A 21,668-nucleotide genomic window follows, 5' to 3' on the forward strand; every position below is an offset into this window, starting at 1 on the left:
GGCGGGGGGAGGGGGCCGGGACCAGGGCGCCCGGCTGCGGCGCGCCTCCGTCCGGGTAGGCTCGACGACCGTGACGCACGCACCCATCGGAGTCTTCGACAGCGGCGTGGGCGGGCTGACCGTCTCGCGGGCGATCATCGACCAGCTGCCGCGCGAGTCCGTGCTCTACGTCGGCGACACCGCCCACTCGCCCTACGGCCCGAAGCCCATCGCCGAGGTGCGCGAGTACGCGCTCGCCGTCATGGACGACCTCGTCGCCCAGGGGGTGAAGCTGCTCGTGATCGCCTGCAACACCGCCTCGGCAGCGGTCCTCCGCGACGCGCGCGAGCGGTACACGACGGGCGCCGGGATCCCGGTCGTCGAGGTCATCCAGCCCGCGGTCCGCTCCGCCGTGGGCCAGACGCGGAACAAGCGCATCGGGGTCGTCGGCACCGAGGGCACCGTCCGCTCGCGCGCCTACGAGGACGCCTTCGCCGCGGCCGCCGACCTGCAGCTCTTCACGCAGGCGTGCCCGCGGTTCGTCGAGTTCGTCGAGGCGGGCGACACCTCGAGCCCCGAGCTGCGCGAGGTCGCCGCGGGCTACCTCGCACCGCTCCGCGAGGCCGGGGTCGACACGCTCGTGCTCGGCTGCACCCACTACCCGCTGATGTCGGCCGCGATCCAGTACGTGATGGGGCCGGAGGTGCGCCTCGTCTCGAGCGCGGACGAGACGGCCGCCGACGTCTACCGCACCCTCGTCGACCACGACCTCGAGGCGCCGGCCGGCAGCGTGCCCCGCTACGAGTTCGAGGCCACCGGCGCGGACGAGGCGTCGTTCCTGCGGCTCGCGAAGCGGTTCCTCGGGCCCGAGGTGTCGCGCGTCGGCCACCTCGAGACCGGCGCCATCGAGCTGCCGGGCGGGCTGCGCGCCGGCGGCCCGCGCGCCTGACCGCGCCGCCACGGCCTGACCGCCCCGCACCGCCCGCCCCGCACTGCGCGAGACCACGCCAGACCACACCAGACCGACCCGACCAGGGGAGACACCATGACCGAGACCACCACCGACCTCGTCCGCGCCGACGGCCGCCGCGCCGACCAGCTGCGACGCGTCACCATCGAGAAGGGCTGGAGCGCGCAGGCCGAGGGGAGCGCCCTGGTGTCGTTCGGCGACACGAAGGTGCTGTGCACCGCCTCCTTCACGAACGGCGTGCCGCGCTGGCTGGCCGGCAAGGGGAAGGGCTGGGTCACGGCCGAGTACGCGATGCTGCCGCGCGCCACCGGCTCGCGGAACGACCGCGAGAGCGTCAAGGGCAAGATCGGCGGACGCACCCACGAGATCTCCCGCCTGATCGGTCGCAGCCTGCGGGCCGTGGTCGACACGAAGGCCCTCGGCGAGAACACCATCGTGCTCGACTGCGACGTGCTCCAGGCCGACGGCGGCACGCGCACGGCGGCCATCACGGGCGCGTACGTCGCGCTCGCGCAGGCGATCGAGTGGGGCCGCGAGAAGAAGTTCATCGCCCAGAAGGCGACCCCGCTGACCGACAGCGTCGCCGCCGTCTCGGTCGGCATCGTCGACGGCGTCCCGCTGCTCGACCTCGCCTACGTCGAGGACGTCCGCGCCGAGACCGACATGAACGTCGTCGTCACGGGCTCCGGCCTGTTCGTCGAGGTGCAGGGCACGGCCGAGGGTGCGCCCTTCGACCGACGCGAGCTCGGCGAGCTGCTCGACCTCGCCGTCGCCGGCGGCGCCGACCTGACGACCCTCCAGGAGGAGGTGCTGGGCGCGTGACGCAGGTCGTCATCGCCACGCACAACCAGGGCAAGGTGCGGGAGCTGCGGCTGCTGCTCGCCGAGACCGCGCCGGGCGTGGAGCTGGTCGCCTACGACGGCCCGGAGCCCGTGGAGGACGGCGACACGTTCGCTGCGAACGCGCTGATCAAGGCGCGCGCGGCGGCGGCCCACACCGGGCTGCCGGCGCTCGCCGACGACAGCGGCATCTCGGCCCACGCCCTCGGGGGCGCGCCCGGCATCCACTCGGCCCGCTACGCCGGCACCCGGGACGACGACGACAACATCGACCTGCTGCTGGCGAACCTGGTCGGCGTGCCCGACCGCTCGGCGCACTTCTCGTGCGCGGCGGCGCTCGTCGTGCCGGCGTCGGCGGACGGCACGGTCGCCGCCCGCGAGCTGGTGGAGCAGGGCGAGTGGCCGGGCGAGGTCCTGGAGGCGCGGGTCGGCACGGGCGGACACGGGTACGACCCCGTGTTCCGGCCCGAGGGCGAGACCCGCAGCGCGGCCGAGCTGACCCCGGACGAGAAGAACGCGGTCAGCCACCGGTCGCGGGCGTTCCGCGCCATCGCGCCGCACGTCGCGGCCCTCGCGGGCTGAGCGCCTCTGCTGTTGCCCGCGGGCTGGCTGAGCCTTCGCGGGCCCGACCGCGCGGGCAACTCAGGAAGCTCCTTGAAGGGGTTCCTGAACGCTGCAGCAGACAGGAACATCGGCACCTGATCCGCGAGGATCAGGACCGATCTTCCTGAATGAGGAGGGGGGTCAGGCCTGCGTCGGCGTCTGGCCGGTGGGGGAGTCGACGGCGGCGGAGCCGACCGCGGAGGCGTCGACCTCGGCGTCGGGGGTCGTGCCGTCGGCCTCGTGCTTCTTGGCCGTGTGCACGCCGTGGAAGTAGTGGATCGCGACGGGGATCAGCGTCGCGAGCACGGCGCCGAGCAGGATCAGGTCGATGTACGAGCTGACGAAGTCGGCGACGGGCGGGATGTGGCCGATGCCGAAGCCGAGCATGGTGACGCCGAAGCCCCAGAGGACCGCGCCGATGCCGTTGTAGAGCGAGTAGCGCCGGTAGCTCATGTGCCCGACGCCGGCCATGATCGGCGCGAAGGTGCGGACGACCGGCACGAAGCGGGCGATGATGACCGCGAGCGGGCCGAAGCGCTCGAAGAAGGCGTTCGTCCGGTTCACGTTCGCCTTGCTGAACAGCCCGCTCTCCTTCCGCTCGAAGATGCGCGGCCCGATCTTGTGGCCGATCAGGTAGCCGAGCTCGCCGCCGGCGAAGGCGGCGATCCCGATGAAGATCGCGATCAGCCAGATCGGCAGGCCGAGGGCACCGGGGTTCGTGGCCGCGAGGATTCCGGTGATGATCAGCAGGGTGTCGCCGGGGAACAGGAACCCGATCAGCAGCCCGGTCTCGGCGAAGACGAGCAGGCAGACGCCGAGCACGGCCCACGGGCCGAACGCCGACAGGAGGTACTCGGGGTCCAGCCACGAGATGGTCGCCAGGGGCAGCATGGGTCTCTTTCTCGAGGTGCCGGGAGGCCCAGGCTACCCGTGCTGGCTGCGCAGGCTGCAGTGACCTTCGTCACCGGGACAGAGCCGGGCCTTCGTGCGGGAGAAGGGACTTGAACCCTCACGCCCGAAGGCACAGGAACCTAAATCCTGCGTGTCTGCCAGTTTCACCACTCCCGCGGGCAGGACCGAGTGTACCGACGAGCACGAGCACGAGCACGAGCACGAGCCCGAGCACGAGCACGAGCACGAGCACGAGCACGAGCACGAGCACGAGGAGGCGCGGGCTCGGCGTCAGCGCAGCTCCCGCGGCACGTGCGGCGAGTACCGCGGCACGTAGCGCAGCAGGATGACCGCCCCGACGAGGCCGAGCACGCCCATCACCCCGCTCGCCAGCGAGATCGAGACGACGGCGGTCAGCCCGGAGATGAGCAGCGGTGCGGCCGCGCTGCCCGCGTCGCCCGTGAACCGCCAGGCACCGAGGAACGGCGCGGGGTCGGCCCGGTCGGCGAGGTCGGCGCCGAGGGTCATGAGGATGCCGCTGCCGATCCCGTTCGCGAGCGACATGAACATCGCCACGGCGACGAACCAGCCGACCCGGGCGTCGAGGTCGTGGGTGAGCGACAGGGCCAGGTACGAGATCGAGAGGCCGACCATCGAGGGCACGGCGCTCCAGAGGCGGCCCCAGCGGTCCATGATCTGGCCGCTCGTGTAGAAGAGCGCGAAGTCGACGGCGCCCGCGATGCCGATGATCAGCGCCGTCTGCGGCGCGCTGATCCCGATGCTCACGGCCCAGAGCGGCAGGATCACCTGGCGCCCGGCCCGCATCGCGCCGATCAGCGCGGCGCCGCTGCCCAGCTTGACGAGGACGCCGCGGTGGCGGGCGAGCGTGCGGAACAGTCCCTCCGCCTCCTTCGCGACCTTCTCCTCGCCGGGGGTCGGGGCGTCGACGGGGACGGCCGCCGCCGCCCGCCGTTCACGGAGCACCTCGGACGGGTCGCGCAGCACGAGCAGCACGACGGCCGCGCCGAGGCAGCCGGCGACGTGGATCCAGAACGCGGACTGCGTCGAGCCGGTGAGGTGGATGGTGCCGGCCGCGAGGAACGGCCCGACGAAGTAGCCGAGCCGGAAGACCCCGCCGAGGCTCGACAGCGCGCGTGCCCGGACCTCGACGGGCACGAAGCTCGTCATGAAGGCGTGCCGGGCCAGGGCGAACACGGCCGTCGAGAGGCCGATGAGCAGCACGCCCCCGGCCAGGACCCACTCGTTCGGCGCCCACACGCAGGTCAGCAGCCCGACGATGCTCACGAGCGCGGCGGAGATCATCGCGGTGCGCTCGCCGATGCGGGAGACGAGCCAGCCGCTCGGGACGTCGCCGATCAGCTCGCCCACCAGGATGAGCGCGGCGACGAAGGCCGCGAAGGGCAGGGTCGCCCCGAGGTCGCTGGCGACGACCGGGATGATCGGGATGATCGCCCCCTCGCCGATCGCGAACAACGCGGCGGGGAGGAAGGCCGACAGGGCGACGGACCGGAACGAGAAGGCGGGGGAGGGCGTCGACGTCATGGCACCGGCCACACTATGCCTGCCTCGGCCGGGGCCGACCCCCTCGACCCCGCCGGGCGCCGGCGCGGCTGCTTACACTTGACGGATGAAGATCCTCGCAGCGATGAGCGGCGGCGTCGACTCGGCGGTCGCCGCGGCCCGGGCGGTCGAGGCCGGCCACGACGTCGTCGGGGTGCACCTGGCCCTCAGCCGGATGCCCGGCACCCTCCGCACCGGCAGCCGCGGCTGCTGCACCATCGAGGACTCGATGGACGCCCAGCGTGCCGCCGACGTCATCGGCATCCCCTACTACGTGTGGGACTTCAGCGAGCGCTTCGCGCTCGACGTCGTCGACGACTTCGTGGCCGAGTACACCGCTGGTCGCACCCCGAACCCCTGCATGCGCTGCAACGAGCGCATCAAGTTCGCCGCCCTCCTCGAGAAGGCCCTCGCGCTCGGCTTCGACGCGGTGTGCACCGGGCACTACGCGACCATCGTCACCGACGACCAGGGCGAGCGAGAGCTGCACCGCGCCTCCGCGTGGGCCAAGGACCAGTCGTACGTGCTCGGCGTGCTCACCGCCGAGCAGCTGGCGCACTCGATGTTCCCGCTCGGGGCCACGCCCTCGAAGGCCGAGGTGCGGGCCGAGGCCGCCGCCCGTGGCCTCAGCGTCGCGGCGAAGCCCGACAGCCACGACATCTGCTTCATCCCCGACGGCGACACCCGCGGCTGGCTCGCGGAGCGCGTCGGCGCCGAGCAGGGCGACATCCTCGACCGCTCGGGCGAGACGATCGGCACGCACCAGGGCGCGCACGCGTTCACGGTCGGGCAGCGCAAGGGCCTGAACGTCGGCTTCCCGTCGGACGACGGCAAGCCCCGCTTCGTGCTCGAGGTGCGACCGGTCGACAACACGGTGGTGGTGGGGCCGAAGGAGGCGCTCGACATCGCCGAGATCGCCGGCGGCTCGTACACGTGGGCCGGCCGCGCGCCGGTCGACCCCACGACGGCGTTCGACTGCGACGTCCAGATCAGGGCCCACGCCGACCCCGTCCCCGCCGTCGCGCGGGTGTCGGTGGTCGAGGGTAGAACGGAGCTCGTGATCACTCCCCACGAGCCCCTCAGCGGCGTCGCCCCCGGGCAGACCGCCGTCGTCTACGTCGGCACCCGCGTGCTCGGCCAGTGCACGATCGACCGGACGGTCAGCGCCGTCCCGGTCCCCGCGCCGTGAGCGACGGGCCCGCGGACGACGGGTCCGTGGACGACGGGTCCGTGCACGACGGGCCCACCAGCGGCGAGCCCGCGGACGCGGTCTCGCCGGACGCCGTCGTCCCCGACGTGACGCCCGACGACCTCGCCGCCGCCCGCGACGAGGTCGCTCAGCTGACGTCGCGCGTCCTCGAGCTGCGCGACCAGTACTACGAGGGCAACGCCTCGACGGCGTCCGACGCCGACTACGACGCGCTGGTGCGGCGCCTCGCCGAGCTCGAGGGCGAGCACCCCGAGCTGCTGAAGGCCGACAGCCCCACGCAGACCGTGGGCGGCCGGGCCGAGACGACGCAGTTCGCCCCCGTCGAGCACGCCGAGCGCATGCTCAGCCTCGACAACGTCTTCAGCGACGACGAGCTCGCCGAGTGGGCCGGCAAGGTCGAGCGCGACGCCGGTGCCGAGCGCGTCCGGTTCCTCTGCGAGCTCAAGATCGACGGGCTCGCCATCAACCTGCGCTACGAGCACGGCGTGCTCGTCACGGCCGCCACCCGCGGCGACGGCGTCGTCGGAGAAGACGTCACGGGCAACGTGCTCACCATGGGGACGATCCCCGAGCGTCTCGAGGGCACCGGCCACCCTCCGATCGTCGAGGTGCGCGGCGAGATCTTCTTCCCGGTCGCCGAGTTCGACCAGCTGAACGCACGCCAGCGCGAGGCGGGCGAGCGTGTCTTCGCGAACCCGCGCAACGCCGCGGCAGGGTCGCTGCGCCAGAAGGCCGAGGGCAAGAGCCCGGAGAAGCGCGCCCTGATGGACGCCCGCCTCCGCAGCCTGCGGATGCTCGTGCACGGCATCGGCGCCTGGCCCGTCCGCGAGCTCGAGCGGGACACCGACGTCCACAGCCAGAGCGAGGTCTACGACCTGCTCGCCTCGTGGGGCCTGCCCATCTCGACCCACCACCGCGTCTACGACACGGTGCCCGAGGTGGCGGCGTTCATCCACGACTACGGAGTGCGCCGGTCGAGCGTCGAGCACCAGATCGACGGCATCGTCGTCAAGGTCGACGACCTCGCCCTGCACGACGAGCTCGGCGCCACGAGCCGGGCGCCGCGCTGGGCCACGGCGTTCAAGTACCCGCCCGAAGAGGTGAACACCGAGCTGCTCGACATCGTCGTGAGCGTGGGCCGCACCGGCCGGGCCACGCCCTTCGCCGTGATGCGCAAGGTCGAGGTCGCGGGCAGCGAGGTGCGCCAGGCGACCCTGCACAACCAGCAGGTCGTCAAGGCCAAGGGCGTGCTGATCGGCGACACCGTCGTGCTGCGGAAGGCCGGCGACGTCATCCCCGAGGTGCTCGGCCCGGTGGTGGAGCTGCGCGACGGCAGCGAGCGGGAGTTCGTCATGCCCACCGAGTGCCCCGAGTGCGGCACCGCGCTGCGTCCGGCGAAGGAGGGCGACGTCGACCTCCGGTGCCCCAACGCCGAGAGCTGCCCCGCGCAGGTGCGCGGCCGCGTCGAGCACATCGCGTCGCGCGGGTCGCTCGACGTCGAGGGCCTCGGCGAGGTCGCGGCGGCCGCGCTGACGCAGCCCGTCGAGCCGTCGACGCCGCCGCTCCGCACCGAGGCGGGGCTGTTCGACCTGACGATGAGCGACATCTTCCCCGTGAGGGTCGTCGTGCGCGACTCCGAGACGGGCATGGAGAAGCTCGAGGCCGACGGGGTGCCCAAGCTCGTGACGCCGTTCCGGCGGCGCCGCGCGAAGAAGGACGGCCCCTTCGACCCCGACGCCACGGAGTTCGCCGGCGACGAGACGAGCGTGCCGTCGAAGACGGCGATCGAGATGCTCGCCAACCTCGAGGCCGCGAAGACGAGCCCGCTCTGGCGCATCCTCGTCGGCCTCAGCATCCGCCACGTCGGGCCGGTCGCCGCCCGCGCCCTCGCCGGCCACTTCGGCTCGCTCGACGCGATCCGAGCCGCGACCCGCGACGAGCTGGCCGCCGTCGACGGCGTGGGCGGCATCATCGCCGACGCCCTGCGCGACTGGTTCGAGGTCGACTGGCACGTCGAGATCGTCGACCGCTGGGCCGCGGCAGGCGTCCAGCTCACGACGCCCGACCACCCGGGCCCCGGCGCGGCCGTCGAGGCCGGGGGAGTGCTCTCCGGCCTGACCGTCGTCGCGACGGGCAGCCTCGAGGGCTTCAGCCGGGAGGGCGCCCAGGAGGCGATCCTCGCGGCCGGCGGCAAGGCCGGCAACAGCGTGAGCAAGAAGACCGACTTCGTGGCCGCCGGCCCCGGTGCCGGGTCGAAGCTCACGAAGGCGGAGCAGCTCGGCGTCCGCATCATCGACGCGGCGGAGTTCGCTGTCCTCCTTAAGGAGGGCCCATCGGGGTTGGCTGTCCCCGTTTCGGGGGACGAATCCCCAGCCGACTAACGAAATGCCTGGTCAGGCGGCACCTCGCGCTCGTACGATGAGGGCGCGCATCGACCAGGGCTGTAGGGGGTCGTGGCTCAGGTGCGCACGAGGGGGAAAGACCCGACGTGCTGTTCCTCGCCGCAGCCATCCTGTCCGCATCGATCCACCTCACCGGGGTGGTCGCCGGTCCCGTCGAGCCTGCCGCCGGGCCCGGAACAGCGGGTGCCGAGGCGCACACGGTGTCCCCGGTGCGCACGGGGTCTGAGATGCGAACGGGGTCCGAGACGTCGGCCCGCCAGGACCGAGCCGCGTCCGAGCACGCCACGTCCGCCGGCCGGGGGGCTCCGCCTGCGCCCACGAGCCTGGCCGGGCCCGCCCGCTCGGACCTCTCCGACGTCTGCGCGGGAGCCGTCCCCGCGTCCTGCCTCGACGACCTCGCGACGGCGAGCGAGGACGAGCTCGACGGCCTGGCCGCCTCCCTGGACGCCTCCGGCGACGACACCGGTGCGCTCGTCGACGCGGTCGCCTCCGTCCGGACCGCCCCCGAGGTGGCGTCCTGGTGGGCAGGCCTCGACCCCTCGCGCCAGCTGACCCTCGTCGCTCGCGTGCCTGGTCTCGTCGGCAACCTCGAGGGCGTCCCGTACACGACCAGGGACGAGGCGAACCGGTTGTTCCTCGTCGCCGCGCGCTCGGCGATCGACGAGCGTCGGGGCACCCAGGACGAACGGCGCGACGACGACGACCGCGCCGAGATGCTCGACCAGGTCGCCGCGGCGGTCGGGGGCCGCGCGGCCGGCGACGCGGAGCGGCACCTCGTCGTCCTCGACACGGTGCTGCCGGGCCGAGCGGCCGTCTCGGTCGGCGACCTCGACACGGCCGACGACGTCACCGTGCTCGTGCCGGGCATGTTCTTCACCGTCGGCAGCCAGCTCGTGGACTGGACGGACACGGCCGGCGAGCTGTACGACGAGCAGAGGTCGTGGACCTACCTCCTGGCACGGGCCGACGGCGAAGGCCTCGACCAGGTCGCCGTCGTGGCCTGGCTGGGCTACCGGACCCCCGACCTGACCAATGTCTACGGGCTCGACCTCGCCCGGGCCGGGGCCGACCGCCTCGAGGACGCGATCGCGGGGCTCCACGCGGCCCGCGCCTCCTCGCCTGCCCGGGTCACGGTCGTGGGCCACTCCTACGGGTCGACGACGGCCACGCTCGCCCTGTCGGCCGGGACCGTGTCGGTCGACTCCCTCGTGCTGCTCGGCTCGCCCGGCAGCGTCGTCCCCACCGCGTCGATGCTCGACGTCGCCGGCGACGACGTCTACGCCGCGGCGGGCAGCTTCGACCCCGTGGCCGGCAGCGCGTACTTCGGCGCCGATCCCGGCACCGCCGGCTTCGGTGCCGTGCTGCTGCACACCGGGGGAGGCGCGGACGGCTACACGGGACGCGCCCTCGCCGCCGCCCTCGGCCACAACTCCTACCTGGTGCCCGGCACCGAGACCCTGCGGAGCACGGCCCTGATCGGCCTCGGCCGCGGCGACCTCGTCGACGGCGAGCCCGGCGACCCGCGACCGGTCGCCCCGGAGGCGCCGGACCTCTCGCTCGTGCGGCCCCAGGACCTGTACGTGCGCGACTGAGCCCGGCCGTGCCCCGCGGCGGGCAGCACGACGTCCCGGGCCTGCCGGGCCGGGTGCGGCCCCGTAAGATCGTCGGGTACCCCCAGCCGCGGTACCCCAGACGAACCACGTGACGGAGCAGCATGTCTGAAATCACGCGCGAACAGGTGGAGCACCTCGCAGGTCTCGCCCGCATCGCCCTCACCCCCGACGAGATCGAGACCATGACCCGGGAGCTCGGGCAGATCGTCGACAACGTCGCCAAGGTGTCCGAGGTCGCGACCGACGACGTCCCGGCGACCAGCCACCCGATCCCGCTGACGAACGTGTTCCGCGACGACGTCGTGGGCGAGACGCTCACGGTCGAGCAGGCGCTCTCGGGCGCGCCCGACCACGACGGCTCGCGGTTCCGCGTGACCGCCATCCTGGGAGAGGAGCAGTAGACGTGGCCGACGCCTCCTCGATCATCCGCCTCAGCGCGGACGACCTCAGCACCCGCCTCGCCTCGCGCGACGTGTCGTCCGTCGAGGTCGTGCAGGCGCACCTCGACCGCATCGCCGCCGTCGACGGCGACGTGCACGCGTTCCTGCACGTCAGCGACCAGGCCCTGGCGACGGCCGCCGACGTCGACCGCCGCCGCGCCGCGGGCGACGCGATGGGCCCCCTCGCGGGCGTGCCGATCGCCGTCAAGGACGTCCTCTGCACGATCGACATGCCGTCGACCTCGGGCAGCCGCATCCTCGAGGGCTGGGTGCCGCCGTACGACGCGACCGTCGTCGCCAAGCTGCGTGCCGCCGACCTCGTGCCCCTCGGCAAGACGAACATGGACGAGTTCGCGATGGGCTCGTCGACCGAGTTCTCCGCCTACGGCCCGACGCACAACCCGTGGTCGCTCGACCGCGTGCCCGGAGGTTCGGGCGGCGGCTCGGCCGCGGCCGTCGCCGCCTTCGAGGCGCCCCTGGCCCTCGGCAGCGACACCGGCGGGTCGATCCGCCAGCCGGGCGCTGTCACCGGCACGGTCGGCGTCAAGCCCACCTACGGCGGCGTCAGCCGCTACGGCGCCATCGCGCTGGCGAGCTCGCTCGACCAGGTCGGCCCCGTCAGCCGCACCGTGCTCGACTCGGCGCTGCTGCACGACGTCATCAAGGGCCACGACCGCCGAGACTCCACCTCGCTGCGCGACGAGTGGCCGTCGTTCGCCGACGCCGCCCGCCGCGGCCTCGCCGGCGGCGCCCTGCAGGGCGTGCGCGTCGGAGTCGTCCGCCAGCTCGCCGGCGAGGGCTTCCAGGCAGGCGTGAAGGCGCGCTTCGCCGAGGCGCTCGACCTGCTGACCGGCGCCGGCGCCGAGGTCGTCGAGATCGACGCCCCGAGCTTCGAGTACGCGATCAGCGCCTACTACCTGATCCTCCCCGCGGAGGCCTCGAGCAACCTCGCGAAGTTCGACTCCGTGCGCTTCGGCATGCGCGTCGTGCCCGAGGGCCGCGGCACCGTCGAGGACGTCATGGCCGCCACCCGCGAGGCCGGCTTCGGCCCCGAGGTGAAGCGCCGCATCATCCTCGGCACCTACGCGCTGAGCGCCGGCTACTACGACGCGTACTACGGCAGCGCCCAGAAGGTGCGCACGCTCGTGCAGCGCGACTTCGCGGCCGCGTTCGAGAAGGTCGACGTGCTCGTCTCGCCGTCGGCGCCGACCACGGCGTTCCCGCTCGGCGAGAAGCTCGACGACCCGCTGTCGATGTACCTGAACGACCTCACGACCATCCCCGCGAACCTCGCCGGCGTGCCCGGCATCACGGTGCCGATGGGGCTCGCCGACGAGGACGGCCTGCCGACGGGCCTGCAGTTCATGGCTCCCGCCCGCGAGGACGCCCGTCTCTACACCTACGGCGCCGCCGTCGAGCAGCTCCTCGAGCAGGGCTGGGGCCACACTCTCATCTCGCGTGCGCCTGACCTGAGCAGCACCGAGCAGACCGCCGCCACCGAGGGAGTCATCTGATGGCCAAGGCAGACCTGATGGACTACGACGAGGCGCTCGCCCGCTACGAGGTCGTCCTCGGCTTCGAGGTGCACGTCGAGCTCGGCACGAAGACCAAGATGTTCTCCGACGCGCCGAACTTCTTCGGCGGCGAGCCGAACACGAACGTGACGCCGGTCGACCTGGGGCTGCCGGGCTCGCTGCCGGTGGTCAACGAGCAGGCCGTGACGTACTCGATCAGCCTCGGCCTCGCCCTCGGCTGCTCGATCGCCGAGAGCTCGCGCTTCGCCCGGAAGAACTACTTCTACCCGGACAACCCCAAGAACTACCAGGTCAGCCAGTTCGACGAGCCGATCGCGTTCGAGGGCGAGGTCGAGGTCGAGCTGCCCGACGGCACCGTGTTCCACGTGCCGATCGAGCGGGCGCACATGGAGGAGGACGCCGGCAAGCTCACGCACGTCGGCGGCTCGACGGGTCGCATCCAGGGTGCCGAGTACTCGCTCGTCGACTACAACCGCGCGGGCATCCCGCTCGTCGAGATCGTCACGAAGCCGATCATCGGCGCGGGCGCCCTCGGCCCCGAGCTCGGCGCCGCGTACGTCTCGACGATCCGCGACATCGTCCGCAGCCTCGGCGTCAGCGAGGCGCGGATGGAGCGCGGCAACCTGCGCTGCGACGCCAACGTGTCGCTCCGTCCGCACGGCCAGGTGGAGCTGGGCACGCGCACCGAGACGAAGAACGTCAACTCGTTCCGCTCGGTCGAGCGCGCCGTCCGCCACGAGATCCAGCGCCAGGCGGCGATCCTCGCCGCGGGCGGGACGATCACCCAGGAGACGCGGCACTGGCACGAGGACACCGGGCGCACCTCCGCCGGGCGCCCGAAGAGCGACGCCGACGACTACCGGTACTTCCCCGAGCCCGACCTGCTGCCGGTCGTCCCGTCGCGCGAGCTCGTCGAGCAGCTCCGCCTGGCCCTGCCGGAGGCGCCGGTGGCCCTGCGTCGCCGTCTCAAGGCCGAGTGGGCCTTCGCCGACCAGGAGTTCCAGGACGTCGTCAACTCGGGCCTCCTGCAGGAGCTCGTCGACACCGTCGCCGCCGGCGCGTCGCCCCAGGCGGCCCGCAAGTGGTGGACCGGCGAGATCGCCCGCACCGCCAACGCGGCCGGCGTCGAGCCGTCGTCGCTCGTGTCGCCCCTGCACGTCAGCGAGCTGATCGCCCTCGTCGAGTCCGGCGAGCTGACCGACCGTCTCGCCCGTCAGGTGCTCGAGGGCGTCGTCGCCGGCGAGGGCTCGCCCGCCGAGGTCGTCGCCTCGCGCGGCCTCGCGGTCGTCTCGGACGACGGAGCGCTCATCGCCGCCATCGACGAGGCGCTCGCCCAGCAGCCCGACGTGCTGGCGAAGATCCGCGACGGCAAGGTCCAGGCGGCCGGCGCCGTCATCGGCGCCGTCATGAAGGCGATGAAGGGCCAGGCGGACGCCGCGCGCGTCCGCGAGCTCGTGCTCGAGAGGGCGCAGGCCTGACCACCCGCCTCGACGCCGCAGGGGCGGCCCGGTCACGATGACCGTGCCGCCTCTGCTCCGTGCCGCCGCGCCGATGGGCCTCGCCCTCGCCGCGGCGGCGCTCGTCCTGGTGACCGCCATGCAGCTGCTGCCCGAGCGCGTGGCCGTGGTCCACCTCCGGGACGGGGCCACGGGGCTGGCGGCGAGCCGGTCCGACCTCGTGCTGATCGCCTCCTCGCTGCTCGTCGGCCTCGTGCTGGCGTGGCTGGTCACGGCCGCCGCGCTCGCGTGGACGCCGGCCCGGCACCTGCTCGTTCCGCACGCCGCCCACTGGAAGGCGGCGCCCCGCCGCCGCGAGCTGCGCCTGCGCCTGGCTCGCTGGGCCGCCCGGGCCTTCGCGGCCGCGGTCTGGTTCGTGACGGCCCTCGTCGTCCTGGCGATCGCCGGGCAGGGCGGGGGACCGCTGTCGGCCTGGTGGCTGCCGCTCGTCGTGTCGGGTCTCTACGTCCTCGTCGTCCTCGGCGGTTTCGCCTGGGCCTTCGGGCTCGGCTTCCGACCGGACGAGTCCGCTGGCCCGACGGCTTCGGCGGCGGCGGCACGATCGGGTGCTGCCGCCTCGGCGGCGTCTCCGACACCCGCTCCGGCCCGGCGCGCCGACCCTGCGTCACGCCCCGCCGCGCCTGCCGACCGCCCCGGGGCCAGGGCGGGGCTCGGCTCCGTCGCGGGCCCCGCCGCGGCTCCCCGCGCGACCCGCCCGCCGCCGAGCACCGTGCCCGGGCGTCGACCGACGACGGGGCGCCCCGCCGGCGGCGAGCCCGACGGCAAGGGGCCGCCGCGCCCCTACCAGCCCCGACCCACCCGACCGACCCGAGGAGGACCGCCCCGTGGATGACGACCGCTACGGACAGGACGTGCTGAGCGGCGACTGGAAGCGCTCGTCGAGACCGGCGCCGACGCCCACCGACGCCGTCCGCGACCTCGTCGTCGAGGAGGCGCGCAGCGGCTTCACGGGAGCCGTCGTGCGGGTCGAGGCCGGCACCGTCGAGCTGGAGGACTGGAAGGGCCGCGTCCGCGCCTTCCCCCTCGGCGGGTCGTTCCTGGTCGACGGCTCCCCGGTCGCGCTGCGCGTGCCCCGCGCGGCGCCCCAGGGGCGCGCACGGACGGCCTCGGGCTCGTTCGCGGTCGACGGGGCCCGGGCACGGGTCGCCCGCGAGAGCAGGATCTTCGTCGAGGGCCGGCACGACGCCGAGCTCGTCGAGAAGGTCTGGGGCGCCGACCTGCGGGTCGAGGGCGTCGTCGTCGAGTACCTCGAGGGCGTCGACCACCTGGCCGAGGTGCTCGCCGAGTTCCGGCCGACCGCGACCCGCCGCGTCGGCGTGCTGGTGGACCACCTGGTGGCGGCGTCGAAGGAGAGCAGGATCGCCGACTCGATCGCCCGCGGGCCGTCGGGCGCCCACGTGCTCGTCGTCGGCCACCCGTTCGTCGACGTCTGGCAGGCCGTGAAGCCGGGTCGCCTGGGTCTCGAGTCGTGGCCCACCGTGCCGCGCTCGGTCGAGTGGAAGCACGGCATCTGCGCGCACCTCGGCTGGCCCCACGACGACCAGGCCGACATCGCCGCCGCCTGGCAGCGGATCCTCGGCCGCGTGCGGACCTTCGGCGACCTCGAGCCCGCCCTGCTGGGACGCGTCGAGCAGCTGATCGATTTCGTCACCGTCGACTGACCCGCCCCGCCCGCCCTGTCCTCATTCAGGAACATCTGTCCTGATCCGCGCGGGGAGGGGCGTGATCGTCCTGATCCGTGCACGGATCAGGACCGCGTGACGGCTCGTTCCTGATCCCTGGGATGTCGGAGGTGCGAATCGCCCGACGGCAGCGGCCCCCGACGGGCTCCGCGCCCTAGATTCGTCGCATGGCCGATTCGATCGAGGGGCAGGTGCGCGGCGCGGTCGACGCCTGGCTGCGCTGGCTGCCGCGCTGGCGGATCGGCACGGCCCGCGGGCGCACCCGGGTCTGCCGCACCTGCTTCGGCTCGCCGGTCTCCACCGCCGCGGGCCTCGACCACGACGTGCCGCACGCCGTCCAGCACGCGCTGCTCAACCGCCTCCGGCACATCGTCGACGCCGAGGTCGAGACCTACACGACCCGCAACCTGCCCCTGGTCGACCGCGAGCTGCGGCGTGCCGCGGCGGGCGAGCCCGACGGGTACCGGCCGGAGGCCGACCTCGCACCCGAGTTCGACGGCCTCGACGTCGACCCCGAGCCGGACCCGACCCAGCCGTTCCTGTTCACCCTGGCGGGCCTCGCCGCCGAGGACGCGCCTCCTGCAGGCCCGACCGACGAGGAGGCTGCGGCCGAGCCGGAGTTCACCGAGCAGGCCAAGCAGGCCCTCCGTCGGGAGCTCGCCCTCGCCGACGAGCACGCGCAGGCGGTCGGGACGGCCCTCTGCTTCGCCGTCGCCGGCCACCGGGAGCGAATCGCGGAGGCCCTGGCGCGCCTCGTCGAGCCTCAGGTCGACGACCTGCTCGCCGAGCTGTCGCGCACCCTGGAGCAGCCACGATGACGGCGCGCCGGTCTCCGTGGTGGGCCTTCGTGGCGGATCTCGTCCTCGTGGTGGCGTTCGTCCTGATCGGGCGCCGCAGCCACGACGAGGGGTCAGCGCTGGCCGGTGTCCTGACGACCCTGTGGCCGTTCGCCGCGGGGCTCGTCGTGGGCTGGGCCCTCGTGCTGGTGCGCGGACGCTCGCTCCCGGCCGTCGGCTCCGGCCTCGTCGTGTGGCCTGCCACGGTCGTCGTCGGCATGGTGCTCAGGGTGATCAGCGGCCAGGGCACGGCGGTGAGCTTCGTGATCGTCACCGTCGTCGTGCTCGGGATCTTCTTGCTCGGCTGGAGAGCACTCGTGAGGGTGCGGCGTCGTCGGGCCCGCGGCTCGCGCCGCTGAGCGACCTGGGGCTCCGAGGCGCCCGCTGCCGCTCGGGGCCGCTACTTGCGCTTGGCCGAGTTGTCGAGGCTCGGCTCGTCGGTGAGCACCAGGCCGGACGAGCTGTTGGAGGAGGTGGTCAGCTCGGCGAGCCACTCGCGGCTGATCGTCGGGACACGACCGCCCGAGTACTTGAAGTAGAGGGGGATGCCCGGGTCGAGCCAGATGCTGCTGCGGCCGTCGCCGACCTTCTGGGTGTCGCGCCAAGAGAAGAAGAACGACTCGCGTCGTCGCAGCTTGGTGGCGATGACGATCTGCAGGTGCTCGAGCGTCCTGTCGTCGAACTCGATCTCGATGCTCGACGTGCCGTAGATCAGCGATCCCATGGTGTACCCGTTCGCTCCTGTCGTCCGTGCCGCACCGTGACTCGGACGAGCGCAGCGGTCTGTGCCAACCTACCGTGCGCCCCCGACACGGACACCCCGCGTCCGGTCGTGTCCCCGGGTGCGGGCGCGGGCGCAGTCGTGCACGATGTGCAGCGTCCGGGGCTGTCCCCAGCCGTCCCTGCCATGCTCGACGAGCCGATCCGAGCCCTCGCGGGCCACGAACCGACCCAGGGACCCATGACCTCCATCGCCGCCAGCCCGCTCCTCCTCGCTGCTCCCGCCGCCCCGACCGCCTCCGGTGCACCCGGCTCGCTCACCGAGAGCGACGGCATCGTCGGCATCGCCTCCCGCGTCATCGACGCCGCCGGCGAGTGGGGCGTCGGCCTGCTCACGTTCGTCGAGACGGTGTTCCCGCCGATCCCCAGCGAGCTGATCCTGCCCCTGGCCGGTGCGCTGGCGGGCAGCGGCGACATGAACGTCGTCCTGCTCGTGGCCACGGCCACGCTCGGCGCCTACGTGGGCGCCCTGGTGCTCTACTGGCTGGGGGCCGTGCTCGGCCTCGAGCGCAGCATCCGCTGGCTGTCGAAGCTGCCGCTCGTCGACCGCGAGGACTTCGACTCGGCGGCGGGCTGGTTCCACCGCCACGGCAGGTCGGCGGTCTTCTTCGGACGCTTCATCCCCGGGGTGCGGAGCCTCATCTCGCTGCCCGCAGGCGCCGACCGGATGCCGCCCGTCACCTTCTCGCTCTTCACGATCATCGGCAGCGGCCTCTGGAACACGCTCCTGATCGGGCTGGGCGTCGCCCTCGGCACCCAGTACGAGCTGATCGACCGCTACGCGACGTATCTCGACTACGCGGTCTACGCGGCGATCGCCGGGGTCGTCCTGTGGCTCGTCGTCCGGGCGGTGCGGCGGCGCCGTGCGGCCGGGCGCTCGCAGGGCTGACCCCGCCGCGGGTCCACTCCGAGCGGATCTCCACGGTGCGTCCAGGCGGGCGGACGGGGTCGTCCGTACTGTCGGACACCCCGGGAGGCTCCCGGGACCACCGGAAGGAACGGCACACCATGGGATTCCTCGACAAGCTCCTCGGACGAGACGACCCGCAGGACGGCGCGACGCCGCAGCAGGGGCAGCAGCAGGCACCGCAGCAGGCCGGCCAGCGTCCCGGCGGCCGCACCGACGACGAGATCGCCGTCGAGCGCTACCGCTACCTGCTCCGCACCGCGCCGCCGGAGACCATCGAGCAGGTGCACGCCGAGGCGTTCGCGACCCTGACGCCCGAGCAGCGCCGCACGGTCTTCGACGAGCTCAGCCGTCAGTCGCCCCAGGGCGAGCAACCCCGCGGTGACGACGCGGGCTCGCTGGCCCAGGCGGCCACCCGCTCCGAGCTGCGTCGTCCCGGCACCCTCGAGCAGACCCTGGGAGGCGGCCAGCAGGGCGCGCAGGCCGGCGCCGGCCAGGCACCGGGCCGGCAGGGCGGCGGCATGGGCATGGGCTCGATCATCGGCGGCTCGTTGCTCGGCACGGTCGCCGGCTACGTGATCGGCTCGGCCCTCGTCAGCTCGTTCCTGCCCGACGGCGGCGACGCCACGGCCGACGGCGGCGACGCGGGCGACGCCGGTGCTGAGGGCGACGCCGGTGCCGACGGCGGCGCGGACGGCGGTGCGGGCGCCGACGCCGGCTCCGACCCGCAGCTGGCCGGCGACGCCACCGGCGGCGACCCGGGCGCGGCGGGCGACTTCGGGGGCGGCGACTTCGGCGGCGGATTCGGCGGCGGCGACTTCGGCGGCTTCGGCGACTTCGACATCTGACCGGGACCCCTGGCCAGGACTACCGTCGACCACCCGCACCCCGACGACCCCGTCGCAGACCGTCTGAGGAGACCCATGAGCAAGCTCGACCCCACCATCTCTCGCATCGCCGTCGTGACGGGGGGCAGCGCGGGTCTCGGCCGGGCCGTGGTGCGCGAGCTCGCCGACCGCGGCTGGGACGTCGCCGTGCTCGCGCGCGGCCAGGAGGGGCTGGACGGCGCCGTCGCCGACGTCCGGGCGGCCGGTCGCCGCGCCCTGGGCGTCCCCACCGACGTCGCCGACCGGGAGCAGGTCGAGGCGGCCGCGACGCGCGTCGAGGACGAGCTCGGCGACATCGGCCTCTGGGTCAACTGCGCCATGGTCGGGGTGTTCGGCGAGTTCCTCGAGACCGACCCCGACGACTTCGAGCGGGCTACCCAGGTCAACTACTTCGGCTTCGTCAACGGCACCCGCGCGGCGCTGTCGCGCATGACGCCCCGCGACGCGGGCCACGTCATCCAGGTGGGCTCCGCGCTCGCGCACCGGGGCATCCCGCTGCAGGCCGCCTACTGCGCCTCGAAGCACGCCGTGCAGGGGTTCACCGAGTCGGTGACGACCGAGCTGATCCACAACCGGAGCCACGTCGTCATCTCGACCGTGGACATGCCGGCCCTCAACACGATCCAGTTCAACTGGGTCCGGTCGCGTCTCCCCGAGCACCCGAAGCCGGTGCCGCCGATCTTCCAGCCCGAGGTGGGCGCCCGGGCGATCGCCGACGTCGCGGACAAGCCGCGTCGTCGCTCGTGGATCGGCGAGCCGACCGTCATGACGGTGCTCGGCAACCGGTTCGTGGCCAACTGGCTCGACGTGTACCTCGCCAAGACCGGCTACAGCGGACAGCAGGCGCCCGAGAAGTCCGAGCCGATGTGGCCCGACAACCTGTACAGCCCGGTGGCGGGCGACCACGGCGCCCACGGCATCTTCGACGACCAGGCCCGCTCGACCAGCCCGCAGGTCTGGTACACGCGCAACCGCGGCGTCAGCTACGCGCTCGCCGCGGCGGGTGCCCTCGGCGCGGGTGCCGCCGTCGTGCGTGCCGTCGCCGGCAGCCGGCGCCGCCCGTGACGGCCGCCTTCGACGCCGTCGTCGTCGGCGCGGGCCCGAACGGCCTCTCGGCCGCCGTCGTCCTCGCGAGGGCAGGACTGCGCGTCCAGCTGCTCGAGCGCGCCGACACGATCGGCGGCGGCACCCGCACCGCCGAGCTGACCCTGCCGGGGTTCCGTCACGACATCTGCTCCGCGGTGCACCCCATGGCGATGGCCTCGGGCTTCTTCCGTCGGTGGGGGCTGCAGCAGCGGGTCGAGATGATCGTGCCCGAGGTCTCGTACGGGCACCCGCTCGACGGCGGCACGGCGGGCGTGGCGTACCGCGACCTCGAGCGGACCGCCGACGGCCTCGGCGTCGACGGTCCCACCTGGCACCGGATGTTCTCCCGCCTCGTCGACCTCGAGCCCGAGCTGTCGCAGTTCACCCTGTCGCCGATCCTCCAGGTGCCCCGCCACCTCGGCACGACCGTCGAGTTCGGCCTGCGGATCCTGCACCAGGCGGGCCCGTGGTGGGACGCCGGCCTCCGCACCGAGGAGGCGCGCGCGCTGCTGGCGGGCGTCATGGCCCACGCCATCCGCCCGATGCCGAGCCTCAGCGCGTCGGCCGCGGGCCTCGCCCTCGCGGTGCACGGCCACGGCTACGGGTGGGCGGTGCCGCGCGGCGGCAGCCAGGCGATCGCGGACGCGCTCGCCGCCGACCTGGTCGCGCACGGCGGCGTGATCGAGACCGGCGTCGAGGTGACCGGCCTGCGACAGCTGGACGCGTCCGTGCGGCTGCTCGACGTGACCCCGAAGCAGCTGATCGCGATCGCCGGCGACGAGATGCCGGCCGGGTACCGACGCCGGCTGGAGCGGTTCCGGTACGGGGGAGGCGCCTCCAAGGTGGACTTCGCCCTCAGCGGCCCCGTGCCGTGGCAGGCCGAGGAGCTGCGGCGCACGCCGACCGTGCACCTCGGCGGCGACCGGGCAGCCGTCGCGCGGGCCGAGCACGACGTCGCCCGCGGCGTGCACCCCGCCGAGCCGTTCGTGCTCGCGGTGCAGGCGGGCGTCGTCGACGACACCCGCGCGCCCGCCGGGCAGCACGCCCTGTGGACCTACGCGCACGTGCCGAACGGCAGCACCGTCGACATGACCGAGGCGGTCACGCAGCAGATCGAGCGGTTCGCGCCCGGCTTCCGCGACCTCGTGCTCGCCTCCCGCGCCCACACGGCGTCCGACCTCGAGGAGCACGACCCGAACTACGTCGGCGGCGACATCGCGTCGGGCGCTCCCACGATGCGGCAGCTGATCGCGCGCCCGGTGGTGTCGACCGATCCGTGGCGTACCCCTGTCCCCGGCACCTACCTCGCGTCGTCGTCCGTGCCGCCCGGCCCCTCCGTGCACGGGATGGGCGGCGCCTACGCCGCCCTGAGCGCGTTGCGCCACGAGTTCGGCGTCGAGCACCTGCCCCGGCTGGGCCCCGACGGAGGGACGACGTGAGCCGCGACCAGAGATTCGTCGAGGCGTCGCCGCACGACGTCTTCGACGTGCTGAGCGACGGCTGGCTCTACCCGAGCTGGGTGGTGGGCGCCTCGCGCATCCGCGACGTCGAGCTCACCTGGCCGGCCGTCGGCGCGAGGATCCACCACTCGTTCGGCGTCTGGCCGCTCGTCGTCGACGACACCACGAGCGTGCTGGTGTGGCACCCGCCGCACCGGGCAGTCCTCCGCGCGAGGGGCTGGCCGCTGGGCGAGGCGCAGGTGACGCTCACCGTCCACGACCGCGCCGGCGGCTGCCTCGTCGTGATGGAGGAGGAGGCGGTCACCGGGCCGGGCGCACTCGTCCCCGACGCCGTGCTCGACCCTGCGCTCGGCGTCCGCAACCGCGAGACGCTCCGGCGCCTGGCCTGGCTGGCCGAGGGACGGCTGCGCGACCGGGTCTCGCCGAGCTGACCCGCGCCTCCGGGTCCCG

22 protein-coding genes and 1 tRNA gene are annotated in these 21,668 nt (G+C 73.7%); 19 read left to right on the forward strand and 4 right to left on the reverse strand.

The genetic code is table 11. The annotated features are described in order from the left end of the window. Window positions 1–70: 70 nt before the first annotated feature. From murI to rdgB, 3 genes are all read left to right on the forward strand, one after another. A complete protein-coding gene (gene murI, locus IFT90_RS04820; protein WP_192041178.1) occupies window positions 71–928 on the forward strand; it encodes a glutamate racemase in 858 nt (285 codons plus the stop codon). A 96-nt stretch (window positions 929–1,024) separates the two neighbouring features. Further along, the gene (gene rph, locus IFT90_RS04825) at window positions 1,025–1,771 is read left to right on the forward strand and encodes a ribonuclease PH (RefSeq protein ID WP_192041179.1); all 747 of its coding nucleotides are present in this window, start codon (window positions 1,025–1,027) and stop codon (window positions 1,769–1,771) included. Further along, a complete protein-coding gene (rdgB, locus tag IFT90_RS04830; RefSeq protein WP_192041180.1) occupies window positions 1,768–2,370 on the forward strand; it encodes an RdgB/HAM1 family non-canonical purine NTP pyrophosphatase in 603 nt (200 codons plus the stop codon). The genes rph and rdgB overlap by 4 nt, the downstream gene beginning before the upstream one ends. Window positions 2,371–2,532: 162 nt before the next feature. On the opposite strand, the gene IFT90_RS04835 is transcribed toward rdgB, so the two are convergent. Continuing rightward, complete coding sequence (locus tag IFT90_RS04835; protein ID WP_192041181.1) at window positions 2,533–3,282, reverse strand: DedA family protein; 750 nt, start codon at window positions 3,280–3,282, stop codon at window positions 2,533–2,535. Window positions 3,283–3,377: 95 nt separating this feature from the next. After that, a tRNA-Leu gene (locus IFT90_RS04840) sits at window positions 3,378–3,459 on the reverse strand. On the opposite strand from IFT90_RS04840, the gene IFT90_RS04845 reads away from it, so the two are divergent. Then, window positions 3,434–3,619, forward strand: a complete 186-nt coding sequence (locus tag IFT90_RS04845) for a hypothetical protein (RefSeq protein ID WP_192041182.1) — start codon at window positions 3,434–3,436, stop codon at window positions 3,617–3,619. The two genes, IFT90_RS04840 and IFT90_RS04845, sit on opposite strands and share 26 nt — an antisense overlap. Here the strand turns inward: IFT90_RS04845 and IFT90_RS04850 are convergent. Next, window positions 3,574–4,845, reverse strand: a complete 1,272-nt coding sequence (locus IFT90_RS04850) for an MFS transporter (protein WP_192041183.1) — start codon at window positions 4,843–4,845, stop codon at window positions 3,574–3,576. The genes IFT90_RS04845 and IFT90_RS04850 overlap by 46 nt on opposite strands. An 85-nt stretch (window positions 4,846–4,930) precedes the next feature. Between IFT90_RS04850 and mnmA the strand changes: the two genes are divergently transcribed. From mnmA to IFT90_RS04900, 10 genes are all read left to right on the forward strand, one after another. Beyond that, window positions 4,931–6,052, forward strand: a complete 1,122-nt coding sequence (gene mnmA, locus IFT90_RS04855; RefSeq protein ID WP_192041184.1) for a tRNA 2-thiouridine(34) synthase MnmA — start codon at window positions 4,931–4,933, stop codon at window positions 6,050–6,052. A 107-nt stretch (window positions 6,053–6,159) separates the two neighbouring features. Beyond that, on the forward strand, window positions 6,160–8,454 hold the full coding sequence (gene ligA / locus IFT90_RS04860) for an NAD-dependent DNA ligase LigA (RefSeq protein WP_371812143.1): 2,295 nt from the start codon (window positions 6,160–6,162) through the stop codon (window positions 8,452–8,454). A gap of 107 nt (window positions 8,455–8,561) precedes the next feature. Continuing rightward, window positions 8,562–10,067 carry an alpha/beta hydrolase gene (locus tag IFT90_RS04865; protein ID WP_192041185.1) on the forward strand — a complete coding sequence of 502 codons (1,506 nt, stop codon included), beginning with the start codon at window positions 8,562–8,564 and terminating at the stop codon, window positions 10,065–10,067. Between the two features lie 122 nt (window positions 10,068–10,189). Next, the gene (gene gatC / locus IFT90_RS04870; RefSeq protein WP_123548173.1) at window positions 10,190–10,489 is read left to right on the forward strand and encodes an Asp-tRNA(Asn)/Glu-tRNA(Gln) amidotransferase subunit GatC; all 300 of its coding nucleotides are present in this window, start codon (window positions 10,190–10,192) and stop codon (window positions 10,487–10,489) included. A gap of 2 nt (window positions 10,490–10,491) precedes the next feature. Next, window positions 10,492–12,042: an Asp-tRNA(Asn)/Glu-tRNA(Gln) amidotransferase subunit GatA gene (gene gatA / locus IFT90_RS04875; protein WP_192041186.1), complete on the forward strand. Its 1,551-nt coding sequence runs from the start codon at window positions 10,492–10,494 to the stop codon at window positions 12,040–12,042. Then, the gene (gatB, locus tag IFT90_RS04880) at window positions 12,042–13,541 is read left to right on the forward strand and encodes an Asp-tRNA(Asn)/Glu-tRNA(Gln) amidotransferase subunit GatB (protein WP_192041187.1); all 1,500 of its coding nucleotides are present in this window, start codon (window positions 12,042–12,044) and stop codon (window positions 13,539–13,541) included. The genes gatA and gatB overlap by 1 nt, the downstream gene beginning before the upstream one ends. 37 nt (window positions 13,542–13,578) lie before the next feature. Next, window positions 13,579–14,412: a hypothetical protein gene (locus tag IFT90_RS16840; RefSeq protein ID WP_192041188.1), complete on the forward strand. Its 834-nt coding sequence runs from the start codon at window positions 13,579–13,581 to the stop codon at window positions 14,410–14,412. Beyond that, the gene (locus IFT90_RS04890; protein ID WP_192041189.1) at window positions 14,405–15,241 is read left to right on the forward strand and encodes a DUF3097 family protein; all 837 of its coding nucleotides are present in this window, start codon (window positions 14,405–14,407) and stop codon (window positions 15,239–15,241) included. Before IFT90_RS16840 ends, IFT90_RS04890 begins: the two co-directional genes overlap by 8 nt. Before the next feature lie 188 nt (window positions 15,242–15,429). Further along, on the forward strand, window positions 15,430–16,080 hold the full coding sequence (locus tag IFT90_RS04895) for a spermidine/putrescine ABC transporter substrate-binding protein (RefSeq protein ID WP_192041190.1): 651 nt from the start codon (window positions 15,430–15,432) through the stop codon (window positions 16,078–16,080). 29 nt (window positions 16,081–16,109) lie between these two features. Continuing rightward, the gene (locus IFT90_RS04900; protein ID WP_371741002.1) at window positions 16,110–16,457 is read left to right on the forward strand and encodes a DUF3054 domain-containing protein; all 348 of its coding nucleotides are present in this window, start codon (window positions 16,110–16,112) and stop codon (window positions 16,455–16,457) included. Between the two features lie 41 nt (window positions 16,458–16,498). Here IFT90_RS04900 and IFT90_RS04905 read toward each other — a convergent pair whose 3' ends face one another. Continuing rightward, entirely contained in the window at window positions 16,499–16,822 is a 324-nt protein-coding gene (locus tag IFT90_RS04905; RefSeq protein ID WP_192041192.1) for an ATP-dependent DNA ligase, read from the reverse strand. Between the two features lie 237 nt (window positions 16,823–17,059). On the opposite strand from IFT90_RS04905, the gene IFT90_RS04910 reads away from it, so the two are divergent. The 5 genes from IFT90_RS04910 to IFT90_RS04930 all read left to right on the forward strand — a co-directional run bounded on the left by IFT90_RS04910 (window position 17,060) and on the right by IFT90_RS04930 (window position 21,649). Beyond that, window positions 17,060–17,767 (forward strand): DedA family protein, encoded by a 708-nt coding sequence (locus IFT90_RS04910; protein ID WP_192041193.1) that lies wholly within the window; start codon window positions 17,060–17,062, stop codon window positions 17,765–17,767. 119 nt (window positions 17,768–17,886) lie between these two features. Then, window positions 17,887–18,633 (forward strand): hypothetical protein, encoded by a 747-nt coding sequence (locus tag IFT90_RS04915; RefSeq protein ID WP_192041194.1) that lies wholly within the window; start codon window positions 17,887–17,889, stop codon window positions 18,631–18,633. Window positions 18,634–18,708: 75 nt separating this feature from the next. Then, window positions 18,709–19,737: an SDR family oxidoreductase gene (locus IFT90_RS04920; RefSeq protein WP_197980647.1), complete on the forward strand. Its 1,029-nt coding sequence runs from the start codon at window positions 18,709–18,711 to the stop codon at window positions 19,735–19,737. After that, a complete protein-coding gene (locus IFT90_RS04925) occupies window positions 19,734–21,197 on the forward strand; it encodes an FAD-dependent oxidoreductase (RefSeq protein WP_192041195.1) in 1,464 nt (487 codons plus the stop codon). Before IFT90_RS04920 ends, IFT90_RS04925 begins: the two co-directional genes overlap by 4 nt. Further along, window positions 21,194–21,649: an SRPBCC family protein gene (locus tag IFT90_RS04930; RefSeq protein WP_192041196.1), complete on the forward strand. Its 456-nt coding sequence runs from the start codon at window positions 21,194–21,196 to the stop codon at window positions 21,647–21,649. Before IFT90_RS04925 ends, IFT90_RS04930 begins: the two co-directional genes overlap by 4 nt. Window positions 21,650–21,668 lie beyond the last annotated feature (19 nt).

This window comes from Frigoribacterium sp. CFBP 8766 (assembly GCF_014841435.1).
Lineage (GTDB): Bacteria > Actinomycetota > Actinomycetes > Actinomycetales > Microbacteriaceae > Frigoribacterium.

Excerpts from the sequence above, each read along its gene's own strand:
- rph (WP_192041179.1), top strand. The coding sequence starts at position 1,025 with ATGACCGAGACCACCACCGACCTCGTCCGCGCCGACGGCCGCCGCGCC.
- IFT90_RS04835 (WP_192041181.1), bottom strand. The coding sequence starts at position 3,282 with ATGCTGCCCCTGGCGACCATCTCGTGGCTGGACCCCGAGTACCTCCTG.
- IFT90_RS04850 (WP_192041183.1), bottom strand. The coding sequence starts at position 4,845 with ATGACGTCGACGCCCTCCCCCGCCTTCTCGTTCCGGTCCGTCGCCCTG.
- mnmA (WP_192041184.1), top strand. The coding sequence starts at position 4,931 with ATGAAGATCCTCGCAGCGATGAGCGGCGGCGTCGACTCGGCGGTCGCC.
- gatC (WP_123548173.1), top strand. The coding sequence starts at position 10,190 with ATGTCTGAAATCACGCGCGAACAGGTGGAGCACCTCGCAGGTCTCGCC.
- gatB (WP_192041187.1), top strand. The coding sequence starts at position 12,042 with ATGGCCAAGGCAGACCTGATGGACTACGACGAGGCGCTCGCCCGCTAC.
- IFT90_RS16840 (WP_192041188.1), top strand. The coding sequence starts at position 13,579 with ATGACCGTGCCGCCTCTGCTCCGTGCCGCCGCGCCGATGGGCCTCGCC.
- IFT90_RS04895 (WP_192041190.1), top strand. The coding sequence starts at position 15,430 with ATGGCCGATTCGATCGAGGGGCAGGTGCGCGGCGCGGTCGACGCCTGG.
- IFT90_RS04905 (WP_192041192.1), bottom strand. The coding sequence starts at position 16,822 with ATGGGATCGCTGATCTACGGCACGTCGAGCATCGAGATCGAGTTCGAC.
- IFT90_RS04910 (WP_192041193.1), top strand. The coding sequence starts at position 17,060 with ATGACCTCCATCGCCGCCAGCCCGCTCCTCCTCGCTGCTCCCGCCGCC.
- IFT90_RS04915 (WP_192041194.1), top strand. The coding sequence starts at position 17,887 with ATGGGATTCCTCGACAAGCTCCTCGGACGAGACGACCCGCAGGACGGC.
- IFT90_RS04920 (WP_197980647.1), top strand. The coding sequence starts at position 18,709 with ATGAGCAAGCTCGACCCCACCATCTCTCGCATCGCCGTCGTGACGGGG.